The sequence below is a fragment of the Streptomyces sp. NPDC088354 genome (assembly GCF_044753585.1).
Taxonomy (GTDB): Bacteria; Actinomycetota; Actinomycetes; order Streptomycetales; family Streptomycetaceae; genus Actinacidiphila.
The window spans coordinates 296190-310662 of record NZ_JBIVNJ010000001.1; the positions used below are offsets into that span (position 1 = coordinate 296190).

The window sequence follows — 14473 nt, forward strand, 5'->3', positions numbered from 1 at the left end:
CCCCTGAGCTGCACCGACGTGGACCTGGACGAACGCCGGATGCTGTCCGTGGTTCCCCGCCATTCCCCGCTTGGCCCCGTCGTATCTGGCACGGCTGTGGCACGTCGACGCGAACCGGCACCCGTCTGACGCGCAGCGCCCCGGCAGATAGCCCGCGAAACGCGTCATGCATCATTCTTCGGGCAGCGCTGGACGGCGCGGCGGAACGAAGGACCAGAACATGCCCGATCGACTCGGACCCCTTGCGTTCACGGACGGGGAGTGGGTGATCGGTGATCCCGCTGGGGACCATGTAAGGCTGAGGGGGGACGGTTTCTCGCAATGGGTGGAGGGCGTCGAGGCTCAGCAGATTCCGTGGGCGCGCGTGATGGACATCGCGCTCGACGTCCAGCCTCACCGGCGCGACCACTCGAAGAGGCTGCGGAAGGTTGCGGTGATCCTGTCTTGGCTTGGCCAGCCGACCGAGCACGTGGGGCTCCCCGCTTCCATCGGGGGGCTTGCGCGCTGTCCCTATGAAGAGTGGAGCGCGAACTTCACCCACCATGCCTACCGGTACCCCCGGCGTGAGATCACCGCAGCTTGCAAGCTACTCGACGAGGTATCGACCAGCGGCCGAGTCGCGCAGCTCGGCGACCCCGAGTGGCTCACCGCAGTCATCCAAAAGCTGAGCGGCCACCGGTACGGCTCACGCGCACTCTTCCCCCGCAAGCGAGCAATCCGAGAGGTCCTGGAAGCGGGCCCGGACCGCCGCCTGTGACCGTCGTTTACTCGCAGCCCAACCATTCCGGCGTCGCCGAGGTCGACGGCTGTGCTGACGGCGTGGATTTCGACGTTGGTGGGGCCGAACTCGGTGTCGAAGTCGTTGCGGTCGGATCTATTGGTGGCGGCGATGCGCCGGGCTTCGGCGATGTGGGCGTGGGTGGCGGAGCGGTCTCCCTCGCGGGCGCTGATGACGGCCATGACCAAGTGCATGGCGCCTGGGAGCGACCTTTCCTCCGGGGGGCTGGCGTCTGCCTGGCTGCGAGGTGTCAGCACGTTGATCGCCGACATGGCGGCTTGTCGGCCTGGTCCGGGCGCTGTTGCCTTATGAAGGCGTGAGCCAGGCGGAAGAGACCCGCAACGACTTCCAGCGGTTGGCCGGCGCGTTCGGCTGCCTGGAGTGCTCGGTCGGCGGCGACCCATGCGGCGTCCGGCTCGTCCTGGCGCACGAAGCTCGCCGCGGCTACCTGGTAGGTCCGCGCCAGTAGGGCATGGAGCTCTGCGCGCTCGGCTTCGGGACCGTGGCGTACGGCGGCTTCGAGTTGCGGCAGCACCTTGGAGAGCCGGTCGCTCAGTGCCGCGTAGCTCGCCGCATGGGCGAGGTCCCACAGCTCGTCGACGTGCCGGTGGAAGTCGTCGAGCGAGGGCTCCGGGCAAGCCGTGATCTGCCCGAAGAGGCTTCCCAGCGTGGGGTGTCCGGTCAGCGCGACGCGCAGCGGGTCGAGGTCGTTGCTCGGCGGCTCCTGCTCAGGCTCGGGTTCGGGCGCGATCTCGGCGCGGGACGTGCCACTGCCCGACTCCGTGGCGGCTACTCTCCGCGCGCACATGGACGCCTGCAGGTCCGCAGAGATCACGCTGCCGTGGGACGTGCCGGAGGGACCGAAGGTGTCCGCCCGCCTGATCTTCACGGCTGAGCAGGGCGGCATGGTGTGGCGCAGCAACTTCAACGGCAAGGAGTGGAAGCCCGCCCTGGCGGTCGCCGGCCTCATCCCGGAAGCGGATCAGAACGGCAAGTGCGACTCGGCACGCGAACACGGGATGCACGCCCTGAGGCACTTCTACGCCTCGGCGCTGCTGGACGCGGGGGAGAACATCAAGGCCGTCAGCGAGTACACGGGCCATGCCGATCCGGCGATGACGCTGCGGGTGTACGCCACCTGGTGCCCGACAGCCGAGAGCGTGCCCGTAGAGCTATCGGTACCGTTTTTCAGCGCATGGCCCGGGAAGATCACGGCCCACACGCGGCCAGGTAGGACTCCGACGGCCCCTGGTCTGTCCATCTGTACATGTCAGGGGCCGTTCCTCCGTGAGAAGGCTCTGAACTTCCTCAACTCTGCTTTCGGCCGCGAGGGGCAGGGGCATCACCGTGGCACAACGGAAAGCAAGGAAAGCGGGGGGTGGTACCGATGGGACCTCTTGTCATTCTGCTGATCCTCTTCGGGTTCGGCGTGGTGCTGGTACTGGCGATAGCGGCCGCGCGGAACGCGCATCGCGGGGGCGGCGGACGCCGGCACCGCCACGGCTCGACGGCCGCCGACGCCGGCGGTGCGGGGGTCGCCGCCTGGTGGGCGGGGGACAGCGGCTCGTCGTCGCACGGGGGAGGCGGCGGCCACCACGGCGGGGACCACGGGGGCGGTCACCATTCGTGCGGCGGCGGCGGTCACTCCTCCTGCGGCGGGGGGAGTTCCTGCGGCGGGGGCGGTGGCTGCGGCGGCGGAAGCTGACGATACGAAATTGCGCATTGCCCGTGCCGAATCGCATATGCGCCCGGTGGGTTACTCGCCCGCCTGGCGCATTTGTGGTGAACACCTGAACCCCTACGCGCCCTTGGGGATGTAAAGCGGGTGGAGATGGGTAAAAACGCTGAAGACGGCGCGCCTTTCATGATTGCGTATTCTCCGACCCCTGCGTGGGCGCAAGCCGGCGGGCGATTTCCCCACAGGCGCGGGTCGTCCCGTCTTCTTCCGTGTGAATTTTCTCCATCCTGGCCTGCTCCCCCTGCCCCCCGCACCTGGTTCCCACCCCTTCCCTCTTCCCCCTTCCCTGCTTGCTCGCGATGTGCCTGCGGAGCCGACTCCATGCTCACCACCCTTCAGACCGCCTACACCGACACCCGCGCCGGGGACCTGGCCTGGTGTCTGGGAAAGGAAGAGCTGCCGGCGCTGGCCGTGCTCGACCGTGAACTCCCGGGCATCGGGACGGCGGTCGCCGCGCCCGCGGTCCAGGTCCAGATGCGGCTGCTCGGGGCGTCCCACCAGGTCGTCCTGGACTCGCCGAACGGCCGGTGCTCGGAGACCGTGGCCTGCATGCCCGGCAGCAGCACGCCGCTGCCCTTCGGGGTGGCCAGACGGGTGTCCGGCTGGGACTACGAGTTCGCGGCACGGATCGAGACGCTGACGCGGGGCGGGTTCGCCGGTCGGGCACAGGAGTTGCTCGCACTCGTGGCCGATCACCCCAATGGAATCGCCGGAACGTTCCCCGGCGATCCGCACGCGTTCACCGCGATGCTCGTGCAGTACAGCGGCGGAAGCGTGCTGTGGCGCACGTGGCACGCGTATCCCCAGGAAGGACGGCTGGTCGCCACCCGGTCGCGGCTGAGCGCGCAGACGTGAGCGTGGGTGCGGCGGGCGACCTCCGGGGCGTCAACGCGCCGCCGGGTGCCACTGGTCGCACCCCTGTGGGTGACATGTGAGGCCGCAAACGTGACATAGCGTTCAGACATGATCGACCAGTCGACCTCCACCGCGGCCGGGTCACGAGCCCCGGCGGGACACCCGGGCCGGCTCCGGCTGCCCGTCCCGGCGGGGCGGGCACGGGCGCTGGTGCTCGCCGCGGTCTTCGTCTGCGCCGCCTGCGGGCTGGTGTACGAGCTCGAACTGGTCGCCCTCGCCTCGTACCTGGTGGGCGACTCCGTCACCCAGGCGTCCGTCGTGTTGTCGGTCATGGTCTTCGCCATGGGCGTCGGCTCGCTGCTCGCCAAGCGGCTCAACTGCGCGGCGGCGGTCGGTTTCGCCGCGGTGGAGATCCTGCTGGCGCTGGTCGGCGGCCTGTCGGTGATGGGGCTGTACGCCAGTTTCGCCTGGTGCGGCCAGTCCCGTGCGGCCATGGTGGGCTTCGCGTTCGCGATCGGGGTGCTGATCGGGGCGGAGGTCCCGCTGCTGATGACGCTGATCCAGCGGATCCGCCGGCAGGACGCGGGCGGGGCCGTCGCCGACCTGTTCGCGGCGGACTACGTGGGCGCCCTGGTCGGCGGGCTGGCCTTCCCCTTCCTCTTGCTGCCCGCGCTGGGCCAGTTGACCGGGGCGCTGCTCACGGGCGCGGTCAACGCGGTCGCGGGCGGCCTCATCGTGCTGTGGCTCTTCCGCGCCGACGTCACCGCCCGGGCACGTACCCGGCTGCTCGTCGCCAACGCCGCCGTGCTGGCGGTGCTGGCCGGCGCGGCCTGGGCGGCCGGACCCTTCGAGCGGGCGGCACGGGAGGCGGTGTACGGCGGCCATGTGCGGCTGGCCGAGCGGACCGCGGTCCAGGAGGTCGTGGTGACCGGCTCCCCGCTGCGGCTCTACCTCGACGGACGGCTGCGCGTGTCCGGCCGCGACGAGTACCGCTGTCACGAGGCACTGGTCCACCCCGCGATGGCCGGCCCGCACGGCCGCGTCCTCGTCCTCGGCGGGGGCGACGGCCTCGCGCTGCGGGAGGTGCTGCGCTACCCCGACGTCCGCTCGGTGACGCTGGTCGACCTCGACGCCGAACTCGTCGCCCTGGCCCGCACCGACCCGGAGCTCTCCCGGCTGAACCGGCACGCCTACCGCGACCCCCGGGTGCGTGTGCGGACCGGGGACGCCTTCGAGTGGCTGCGCCGGGCGGGCCCGGGTGCGGGGCCGTCGCGGAGGTACGACGTCGTGCTGGTCGACCTGCCCGACCCGGACCTCTCGCGCAGCGCGAAGCTCTACTCGCAGGAGTTCTACGGGCTGGCCGAACGCGTGCTGGCCCCGGACGGGCGGCTCGCCGTGCACGCGGGCGCGCCCGGGGCGTCGCCGAGCGGCTTCTGGACCGTGGACGCCACCGTGCGCGCCGCGGGGCTGCGCACCGCCGACTACTGGATCGGCGCGGGCCACCGGGGCGGTGACCGGGGCTTCGTCCTCGCCGCCCGGCACCACGCCCCGCCGCTGCGCCTGGCGGCGGACGCCCCCCGTCTGCGCTCGCTGTCCCCCGCGTCGCTCGCGGCGGCCGAGCGCAGGGCGGACGCGTCCGCCGTGCGGGACCTGCCTCCCTCCACGCTGATGCACCCGCGGACGGGCTGAGCGGACCCGGTGGGCGCCATCCGGGGGCGCGAACCAGGGCCGATCGCCCACCGGATCGCGCCGGGGGCGATTAGGCTCGCCCGCATGGAGCCGCATGAGGTGTTCGTTCCGTTTCCGGCCGAAACCATTCGCCAGGCGCTCGCCGACCTGGAACGCGTCGCCCGCTGCGTTCCCGGCCTCCAGCGCGACGCCGGCGCCGCGGAGGGCCTCGCCGGCCGCCTGAGGCTTCGTATCGGCGGCTCGACGATCACCTATCGCGGCACCCTCCGGCTGGCCCCGCGCGGCGGCGGCCTGTCCGTGGAGGGCGAGGCGGTGGAGGCGCGCGGCGCCGGCACGGTCAAGCTGGCGCTGGAGGTCGGCGTGGACGCCGTGTCGGGCGGGACGCTGCTGACCTTCACCGGCGGGGCGCAGGCCGACGGCCGGCTCGCGGAGTACGACGACGCCGTCGCGGCGGCCGCGGGCGTACGGCTCCTGGACCGGTTCGCCGCCGCCCTCACCTCCGACCTGGAACCGGCCGGGGAGGGCATCGAGGAGATCGCCGGCCTGGTGGACCTCGCCGAGGAGGACCTGCCCGCGCAGGTCGACGAGTTCACCGTGCACGACGTGCACGACGTGCACGAGACCCGCGACGCCCGCGGCCCGGAGACCGGGGAACCCGGCGAACTCGCCGATCACCTCTCCGGCGACCTGGACGCCGTGGACGACGACCTCGCGGACGACGACCTCGCGGACGACCTCGACGAGGACGAGGACATCGACGGCATCGGACCCATCGGCCGGGTCCCGGACGTCCCCGAGGACCCCGCGGGGATCGACCTGCCGGCCGAGGCCGCCTACGCCCGCCGCACCCTCATCGGCCGCAGCGCCGAGGAGGTCGACCACGCCCCGCCGCGCGGCCGGTACGCCCCCGTGCCCGCCCCGCAGAACGGTTCGGCCACGGCCTCGCTGCGCCGCTACGCCCCGGCAGCGGCGGCGCTGCTGCTGTCGGCGGTGGTCGCGGGGCGCGTACTGAGGCGCCGCAGGCGGTCGTTCCCGTAGGGTCGGGTCCGTGGCCACGGACCAGACCCATGACGGGCGAATCGACGAGCAGGCAGTCCAACTCGAGGCCGGGCAGGCGCGGCTGACGATCCACCCGGATCGCGGCTGCCGCGTCGCCTCGCTGACCGTCGGCGGCGTGGAGCTGCTGCGGCAGGGCGAGAAGTTCGGGTCCTTCCCAATGGTGCCGTGGTGCGGCCGCACCAGGGACGGGCAGTTCCGCAACGGCGGCGTCCTGCACCAGCTGCCGCGCGACGCCGGACCCCACGCGATCCACGGCACCGGCCGGCACACCGCCTGGCAGCAGGCGCCGGGCGCCACCGCGAGCGAGGCCAGCTTCTACTACGACCTCGCCGAGCCCTGGCCGTACAAGGGCCGGGTCACCCAGCGCTTCGCGCTCGCCGAGGACCACGCCGAGCTCACCATGAGCGTGGAGACCACCGGCGACTCCTTCCCCGCCCAGGCCGGCTGGCACCCCTGGTTCCTGCGCAACCTCGGCCGCGGCGGCCAGGACGCCGAGATCGCCTTCTCGCCGGGCTGGATGGAGCTGCGCGGCGAGGACCACCTGCCCACCGGGCAGCGGGTCGACCCGACGCCGCGCCCGTGGGACGACTGCTTCGGCATGCCGGACGGTGTGGACGTCACCCTGACCTGGCCGGGTGAGCTGCTGCTGCGGGTGACCAGCCCCGCGCCGTGGGTGGTCCTGTACGACGAGCAGCCGGAGGCGGTCTGCGTCGAACCGCAGTCCGGCCCGCCCAACGGCCTCAACACCGACCCGCGGCTGGTCACCCCGATCGAGCCGCTGGAGATGCGCGCGACCTGGGCCTGGGAACGGCTCGGATAGGCTCGCGACCATGAGTGACGCGCGTGAAGCCCTGCTGCGGCAGATCAAGGACAAGGCCGTGGTGCACGGCAAGGTGACCCTGTCGTCGGGCATCGAGGCCGACTACTACATCGACCTGCGCCGGATCACGCTGGACGCCGAGGCGGCCCCGCTGGTCGGCCAGGTCATGCTGGACACCACCGCGGACCTGGACTTCGACGCCGTCGGTGGGCTCACCCTGGGCGCCGACCCGGTCGCCACCTCGATGCTGCACGCCGCCGCCGCGCGCGGCCGGAAGCTGGACGCGTTCGTCGTCCGCAAGGCGCAGAAGGCGCACGGCATGCAGCGCCGGATCGAGGGCCCGGACATCGCGGGCCGCCGGGTGCTGGTCGTCGAGGACACCTCCACCACCGGCGGTTCCCCGCTGACCGCCGTGGAGGCCGCCCGCGAGGCCGGTGCCGAGGTGGTCGCCGTCGCCGTGATCGTCGAGCGCGGCGCCGCGCCGGCCATCGCGGAGGCGGGCCTCCCGTACCTCCAGGCCTTCGGGCTGGAGGACCTGGACCTCGCCTGACTCCCGTCCTGAGCTGGGGTTTTCATCAGGGGTCGGCCGTTTCACGTGAAACGGCCGACCCCTGACGTATGTCCACGGTGCGCATAGTGTGGAGCTGATGCGGTCGTCTGCCAAGATGGGGACGACGATGACGTCGATCCCAGGTCAGGGTCACTCACCGAACAACCCGCACATCACAAGGAGCGGACACAATGCCCATCGCAACCCCCGAGATCTACAGCGAGATGCTCGACCGGGCGAAGGCAGGCAGGTTCGCCTACCCGGCCATCAACGTGACCTCGACCCAGACCCTGCACGCCGCGCTGCGCGGCTTCGCGGAGGCGGAGAGCGACGGCATCGTCCAGATCTCGACGGGCGGCGCCGAGTTCCTCGGTGGCCAGTACAACAAGGACATGGTCACCGGCTCGGTCGCGCTCGCGGAGTTCGCGCACATCGTCGCCGAGAAGTACCCGGTCAACGTCGCGCTGCACACCGACCACTGCCCGAAGGACAAGCTCGACGGCTATGTGCGCCCGCTGCTGAAGCTCTCCCAGGAGCGCGTGGCCGCTGGCCGCAACCCGCTGTTCCAGTCGCACATGTGGGACGGCTCCGCCGAGACCCTCGACCACAACCTCGCCATCGCGCAGGAGCTGCTGGCCGAGGCCGCCAAGGCGAGGATCATCCTCGAGGTGGAGATCACCCCCACCGGCGGTGAGGAGGACGGTGTCTCCCACGAGATCAACGACGAGCTGTACACCACCGTCGAGGACGCGCTGCGCACCGCCGAGGCGCTCGGCCTGGGCGAGAAGGGCCGCTACCTGCTCGCCGCCTCCTTCGGCAACGTCCACGGCGTCTACAAGCCGGGCAACGTCGTGCTCCGCCCCGAGCTGCTGAAGGACCTCCAGGCGGGCGTGGGCGCCAAGTACGGCAAGCAGGAGCCGTTCTGGTTCGTCTTCCACGGCGGCTCCGGCTCCACCAAGCAGGAGATCGCCACGGCGCTGGAGAACGGCGTCGTCAAGATGAACATCGACACCGACACGCAGTACGCCTTCACGCGCCCGGTCGTGGAGCACATGTTCCGCAACTACGACGGTGTGCTGAAGGTCGACGGCGAGGTCGGCAGCAAGAAGCAGTACGACCCGCGCACCTGGGGCAAGTCGGCCGAGGCCGGCATGGCCGCCCGTGTCGTCGAGGCCTGCGGCGACCTGCGTTCCGCGGGCACCCGCATGAAGTAGCCGTCGCCCGCGCGAACGGCACCGGCACCGGGCCCGGCCCCTCCAGGTGGAGGGGCCGGGCCCCGGCCATACTGGGGCCCATGGCCATTCACGAGAACCTGCTCGGGGGACCGCCCCCGACCAACCTGCCCGACGACCCCGAGCCGCGCGAGCTGCTCGCCTCCGGAGCGGCCGCCGCGGACGTCGCCGCGAAGTACCCGGCGTCCTCCCTGGCCTGGGCGGAACTGGCGGACGACGCCTACGCCGGCGGCCGGGTCGTCGAGTCGTACGCCTACGCGCGCACCGGATACCACCGCGGTCTGGACGCGCTGCGCCGCAACGGCTGGAAGGGCCACGGCCCGGTGCCCTGGGAGCACGAGCCCAACCGCGGTTTCCTGCGCGCTCTGCACGCACTGGCGCGGGCCGCCCAGTCGATCGGCGAGAAGGAGGAGTACGAGCGCTGCTCCACCTTCCTGCGCGACTCCTCCCCGACCGCCGCGGACACCCTGGGCTGACGCCCGCGGGGCCCGGAACGGCCGACCCCGGACCATCGCGGCTGGTGGGAGGGGCTTGCCGGACCGGGCCCCGACCACGGATGATGCGCGATGGGTCCGGCACCCGTGTGAGCGCGGACCCGAGGGGACCGGGGCCCGCCGCCGGACGGCGGGGGGCAGACCGCTACCCGGTAGCTCGTATTCACGGAGACACCGATGTCCCACCACCCCGATGCTTCCCAGGCGGCCGCCGAGGCCCCGCACCTGGACTTCGAGGGCACCACCCCGTACGAGGACTACGTCCAGGCGGACGTCCTCACCCACCTTCAGCACCCCCGCTCCGACGACCCCGGCGAGATGGTCTTCCTGGTGACCACCCAGGTCATGGAGCTGTGGTTCACCGTCATCGTGCACGAGTGGGAGACCGCCTCCCGGGCGCTGGCGGCCGACGACCTGCCGACGGCGATGGCCGCGCTGAAGCGCAGCACGTATGAACTGCAGTCGCTGAACGCCTCGTGGGAGCCGATCGCGCACCTCACGCCGGCGCAGTTCAACGCCTACCGAGCCGCGCTCGGCGAGGGTTCCGGTTTCCAGTCGGCGATGTACCGGCGCATGGAGTTCCTGCTCGGCGAGAAGTCGGCCTCGATGCTGGTGCCGCACCGCGGCTCGCCGCGCGTCCACGCCGAACTGGAGAAGGCGCTCCACGAGCCGAGCCTGTACGACGAGGTGCTGCGCCTGCTGGCGCGGCGCGGGTACGCGATCCCGGCGCGGGACGACCTGTCCCAGCGGTACGAGGGCGATCCGGCCGTCGAGCGGGCCTGGCAGGAGATCTACTCCGGTGACCAGGACGCGGAGCTGGTGCGGCTCGGCGAGGCGCTGACCGAGGTCGCCGAACTGGTGTGGCGCTGGCGCAACGACCATCTGGTCGCCACCCGCCGCGCGATGGGTGCCAAGACCGGCACGGGCGGCTCCGCCGGGGTCGCCTGGCTGGAGAAGCGCGCCGGCAAGAACGTGTTCCCCGAGCTCTGGACGGCCCGCAGCCATGTCTGACACCACGAACCACCCCGACTCCGGCTCCGAGTCCCCCGCGGCCAGGGCGCTGCGCCTGGACACCGGCGACGAACTGGCCAAGGTCCGCGACCGCTTCGTGCTGGACGACGTGGTCTACCTGGACGGCAACTCGCTGGGCGCGCTGCCCGCCGGGGTGCAGGACCGCATCGCGGACGTCATCGCGCGCGAGTGGGGCTCCCTGCGTATCCGTTCGTGGACCGAGAGCGGCTGGTGGACCGCGCCCGAGCGGATCGGCGACCGCGTCGGCGCGCTGATCGGCGCCGCGCCCGGCCAGGTCGTGGTCGGCGACTCCACCAGCGTCAACGTCTTCAAGGCCGTCGTGGGTGCCGTCCGGATGGCGCAGCAGGCCGATCCGGGCCGCACCGAGGTGCTGGTCGACGCCACCACGTTCCCCACCGACGGGTACATCGCCGAGTCCGCCGCCCGGATGACCGGCTGCTCGATCCGCGCGGTCGACCCGGCCGGACTCGCCGCCGCGGCCGGCCCGCAGACCGCGGTCGCGCTGGTCAACCACGTCGACTACCGCACCGGCCGGCTGAACGACCTGCCGGGCACCACCGCCGCCGTCCACGCGGCCGGCGCGCTGGTGGTCTGGGACCTGTGCCACACGGCAGGGGCGCTGCCCGTGGGACTGGACGAGCACGGTGTGGACCTGGCGGTCGGCTGCACCTACAAGTACCTCAACGGCGGCCCGGGCGCGCCGGCGTACCTGTACGTCCGCCGTGACCTGCAGCCGCGCTTCGACTCGCCGCTGCCGGGCTGGAACTCCCACCGCGACCCGTTCGCGATGGAGGCCGCCTACCGGCCTGCCGACGGCAGCCCCCGCGGCCGGGTCGGGACCCCCGAGATCCTGTCGCTGCTGGCGCTGGACACGGCCCTCGACGTCTGGGACGGCGTGTCCCTGGACTCCGTGCGGGCCAAGAGCCTGGCCCTGACCGACTTCTTCCTGGAGTGCGTGGCCGGGTACGTCCCGGCGGGCCTGGTCACCCCGGTGACCCCGGCCGCGCACGCCGAGCGCGGCAGCCAGGTCGCCCTGCGCTGCGCCGACGCGGGCGCGGTGATGGGGCAACTGATCGGCCGGGGCGTGGTGGGGGACTTCCGGGAGCCGGATATCCTCCGCTTCGGATTCACCCCGCTGTACACGAGGTTCGCGGACGCGGAGCGCGCGGCCCGGGTCCTCGCCGAGGTCCTCGAAGGAAGCCGGTAAGCATGCACGACCCCACCCCGCCCCCCGCCTCCGCCGGCCGACCGGAGGTGGCCTCCGGGCCGAGCGGCACCACCGCGGCCGGCGGCGCCGGGGCGGGGGAGGCGGCCGCGCTGCGGGACGCCGCCGAGGAGGCGTCGGCGCTGGGGCACGCCCCCGTGGCGCCCGACGCCACCGCCGCGTACGGCGAACACCCCGACCAGGTCGTCGACTTCTACCGCCCGGGCGACGCCGCGCAGGGCCGCCCGGGGCCGCTCGTGGTGTTCTTCCACGGCGGCGCCTGGCGTGCCGCGTACGACCGTCGTCACGTCTCGCCGCTCGCGGCGTTCCTGGCGCGGCGCGGCTTCGCGGTGGCCTCGGTGGAGTACCGCCGGGGCAACGGCGGTCCGGTGGCGGGGCGCTGGCCGGACACTTTCGACGACGTGGCCGCGGCCGTGGACGCCGTGCCGGGACTGGCCGTGGCCGCCCTGGGCGCACCGGCCGTGGACGCCCGGCGGATCGTGCTGGCCGGGCACTCCGCGGGCGGTCACCTCGCGTTGTGGGCGGCGGCACGGCACGTGCTGCCGCCGCGGTCGCGCTGGTACCGTCCGGCGCCCGCTCCGCTGCGCGGGGTGGTCGCGCTGGCGCCGCTGGCGGACTTCGCGACGGCGGTGGAACTGGACGTCTGCTCCGGCGCGGTCACCGAACTGCTCGGCGGCGCCGAGCAGCTGGCGCTGCGCGGCCCGGAGACCGACCCGGCCGCGCTGCTGCCCACGGGCATCCCGGTGACCGTCGTGCAGGGCAGCGCCGACACCGTGGTGCCGTCCCTGGTGGCGGAGGCGTTCGTGACCGCGACGGCGAAGGCGGGCGAGGAGGCACAGCTGACGCTGCTGGCGGATGTGGGCCACTTCCCGGTCATCGACCCCGACGCCGACGCGGCGGCCGTGGTCGCCGAGGAGATCGCGCAACTGGCCTGGTGACGCCCGTGTCGTACTTGAGACGGATGCCCGGACGTCATCTTCTGCGGTGACGACGGCGGACGCAGCGATCCCTACGGTGAGAGCGTGACCGAGACGAGCCAGACCACGCTGCGGACCGAGCTCCGCATGGCGCGCGGCGCCCTGAGCGGACTGCGGCAGGACCTGATAACCGACGCCTTCGCCTTCGACCCGATGGCACCGCTCCGTGACGGGCACCCCCTGCTCGGCCTGGTGCCGCGCCGGCTGCGGGTGTACGCCCGCTGGCTGCCGCACGCCGTGCTGACCGGCTTCGCGTTCCTGCTGACGCTGGTGGCGGCGGAGAGCAACGGCGGCCTCGGAGGTTTCCTGGCCGCCCTGCTCGCCGGTGTGCCGTTGCTGACGACGATGTTCCGGCCGGTCGGCGCCTGGTGGCTGTCGCTCGGGGCCGCGGTCGTGACGGGGCTGCTGTTCACCGACGGCTGGTCGTCCACCGCGCCGTGGACGGACGCCGGTTTCGTCTCGCACCTGACGGTGATGGCGGTGGTCGCGGCGCGCTCCCGGGCCCGGGTGGCCGTCGAGATGTGGCTGCTCACCGCCGTGCTGGCACTGGCCTTCAGCTCCCTGGGGGGCTGGTACGGGGCCGACCCGTTCATCATGATCTTCCTGTCCGGCGTCCTGCTGTTCGTCGTGGCGGCGGTGCGCGGGCTGCGCGACTCCAAGAAGAAGGTGGCCGCGCAGGTCGCCGTCACCGAGGTCGAGCGCACCCGCCGCACGCTGCTGGAGGAGCGCACGACCATCGCCCGCGAACTGCACGACGTCGTCGCCCACCACATGTCGGTGATCGCCATCCAGGCGGAGGCCGCCCCCTACCGCGTCGAGAACCCGCCCGAGGCGCTGACCCAGAGCTTCGCGATCATCCGCGAGAACGCCGTCATCGCCCTGACCGAGCTGCGCCGGGTGCTGGGCGTCGTACGGGCGGAGGACTACGAGGCGCCCGACGCCCCGCAGCCGACGCTGGGCGATCTGGACCGGCTGATCGCCAATGTGCGCGAGGCGGGGCTCGGCGTGGACAAGACGGTGACCGGCGCGGTGCGCGAACTGCCGCAGGGCGTCGAGCTGTCGGCGTACCGGATCATCCAGGAGGCGCTGAGCAACACCCTGCGGCACGCACCGGGCGCCTCGGCCCGGGTGGAGATCTCCTACGTCCTCGGCGGCCTCGGCCTGCGCGTCGTCAACGGGCCGCCGCGCGGCCTGGCGAAACCGTCACCCGGGGCCGGACACGGCATCACCGGCATGCGGGAGCGGGTGACGATGCTCGGCGGCGAGATGACCGACGGGACCACCGAGGACGGCGGTTACGAGGTCGCGGTCTTCATCCCCGTCGTCGCGGACCGGTCATGAGCGCCACGACGATCCGGGTGCTGGTCGCGGACGACCAGATGATGGTCCGCGAGGGCTTCTCGGTGCTGCTCAACGCACAGCCGGACATCGAGGTGGTCGGTGAGGCGGTCGACGGCCGGCAGGCGGTCGAGCAGGTCGCGGCGCTGCGGCCGGACGTGGTCCTGATGGACATCCGCATGCCCGAGATGAACGGCCTGGAGGCGACCCGCGAGATCGTCGCCGCGGACGCCGACGCCAAGGTGCTCGTGCTGACCACCTTCGACCTGGACGAGTACGTCTACCAGGCGCTGCGGGCTGGCGCGTCGGGCTTCCTGCTCAAGGACGCCTCCGCGCGCCAGCTCGCCGACGGGGTGCGGATCGTCGCCGCGGGGGACGCGCTGCTGGCCCCGGCGGTCACCAGGCGGCTGATCACCGAGTTCAACCGGCTCGGCACGCCGCGGCCGCCGACCCAGGAACGGGTCGGGGACCTCACGGAGCGTGAGACGGAGGTGCTGGTGCTGGTCGCCCAGGGACTGTCCAACGGGGAGATCGCCGAGCACCTGGTGGTCGCGGAGTCGACGGTGAAGACCCACGTGAGCCGCGTGCTGGTGAAGCTCGGGCTGCGCGACCGGACGCAGGCGGCGGTCTTCGCGTACGAGGCGCGGCTGGTCACCCCTGGCGGCTGACGGGACGGAGGGTAGTCT

Annotated in this window: 15 protein-coding genes; 14 read left to right on the forward strand and 1 reads right to left on the reverse strand. The window is 72.6% G+C overall.

The features are described from left to right. Positions 1-220: 220 nt before the first annotated feature. Positions 221-757, forward strand: coding sequence for a hypothetical protein (locus tag ACIP98_RS01445; protein WP_319660242.1), 537 nt, complete (start codon positions 221-223; stop codon positions 755-757). A 271-nt stretch (positions 758-1028) separates the two neighbouring features. Here ACIP98_RS01445 and ACIP98_RS01450 read toward each other — a convergent pair whose 3' ends face one another. Beyond that, entirely contained in the window at positions 1029-1667 is a 639-nt protein-coding gene (locus tag ACIP98_RS01450) for a hypothetical protein (RefSeq protein ID WP_401973136.1), read from the reverse strand. On the opposite strand from ACIP98_RS01450, the gene ACIP98_RS01455 reads away from it, so the two are divergent. From ACIP98_RS01455 to ACIP98_RS01515, 13 genes are all read left to right on the forward strand, one after another. Next, positions 1645-2190 carry a tyrosine-type recombinase/integrase gene (locus tag ACIP98_RS01455; RefSeq protein ID WP_401973138.1) on the forward strand — a complete coding sequence of 182 codons (546 nt, stop codon included), beginning with the start codon at positions 1645-1647 and terminating at the stop codon, positions 2188-2190. The genes ACIP98_RS01450 and ACIP98_RS01455 overlap by 23 nt on opposite strands. A gap of 647 nt (positions 2191-2837) precedes the next feature. Continuing rightward, positions 2838-3371: a DUF2617 family protein gene (locus ACIP98_RS01460; protein WP_401973140.1), complete on the forward strand. Its 534-nt coding sequence runs from the start codon at positions 2838-2840 to the stop codon at positions 3369-3371. Between the two features lie 108 nt (positions 3372-3479). Continuing rightward, a complete protein-coding gene (locus ACIP98_RS01465) occupies positions 3480-5060 on the forward strand; it encodes a polyamine aminopropyltransferase (protein ID WP_401973142.1) in 1581 nt (526 codons plus the stop codon). A gap of 84 nt (positions 5061-5144) precedes the next feature. Beyond that, positions 5145-6098 carry an SRPBCC domain-containing protein gene (locus tag ACIP98_RS01470; RefSeq protein ID WP_319660247.1) on the forward strand — a complete coding sequence of 318 codons (954 nt, stop codon included), beginning with the start codon at positions 5145-5147 and terminating at the stop codon, positions 6096-6098. Positions 6099-6108: 10 nt separating this feature from the next. Further along, a complete protein-coding gene (locus ACIP98_RS01475) occupies positions 6109-6939 on the forward strand; it encodes an aldose 1-epimerase (protein WP_319660248.1) in 831 nt (276 codons plus the stop codon). A 10-nt stretch (positions 6940-6949) separates the two neighbouring features. Further along, the gene (gene pyrE, locus ACIP98_RS01480) at positions 6950-7489 is read left to right on the forward strand and encodes an orotate phosphoribosyltransferase (protein WP_319660249.1); all 540 of its coding nucleotides are present in this window, start codon (positions 6950-6952) and stop codon (positions 7487-7489) included. Between the two features lie 191 nt (positions 7490-7680). Then, positions 7681-8703, forward strand: coding sequence for a class II fructose-bisphosphate aldolase (fbaA, locus tag ACIP98_RS01485; protein WP_319660250.1), 1023 nt, complete (start codon positions 7681-7683; stop codon positions 8701-8703). Positions 8704-8783: 80 nt separating this feature from the next. Next, positions 8784-9197, forward strand: a complete 414-nt coding sequence (locus ACIP98_RS01490) for a DUF3151 domain-containing protein (protein WP_319660252.1) — start codon at positions 8784-8786, stop codon at positions 9195-9197. 195 nt (positions 9198-9392) lie between these two features. After that, positions 9393-10226: a tryptophan 2,3-dioxygenase family protein gene (locus tag ACIP98_RS01495; protein ID WP_319660253.1), complete on the forward strand. Its 834-nt coding sequence runs from the start codon at positions 9393-9395 to the stop codon at positions 10224-10226. Then, a complete protein-coding gene (gene kynU, locus ACIP98_RS01500) occupies positions 10219-11454 on the forward strand; it encodes a kynureninase (RefSeq protein WP_319660254.1) in 1236 nt (411 codons plus the stop codon). The genes ACIP98_RS01495 and kynU overlap by 8 nt, the downstream gene beginning before the upstream one ends. Before the next feature lie 2 nt (positions 11455-11456). Next, entirely contained in the window at positions 11457-12410 is a 954-nt protein-coding gene (locus ACIP98_RS01505; protein ID WP_401973145.1) for an alpha/beta hydrolase family protein, read from the forward strand. Between the two features lie 84 nt (positions 12411-12494). Beyond that, complete coding sequence (locus tag ACIP98_RS01510; protein WP_401973146.1) at positions 12495-13790, forward strand: histidine kinase; 1296 nt, start codon at positions 12495-12497, stop codon at positions 13788-13790. Next, positions 13787-14455 carry a response regulator transcription factor gene (locus ACIP98_RS01515; RefSeq protein ID WP_319660256.1) on the forward strand — a complete coding sequence of 223 codons (669 nt, stop codon included), beginning with the start codon at positions 13787-13789 and terminating at the stop codon, positions 14453-14455. Before ACIP98_RS01510 ends, ACIP98_RS01515 begins: the two co-directional genes overlap by 4 nt. Positions 14456-14473 lie beyond the last annotated feature (18 nt).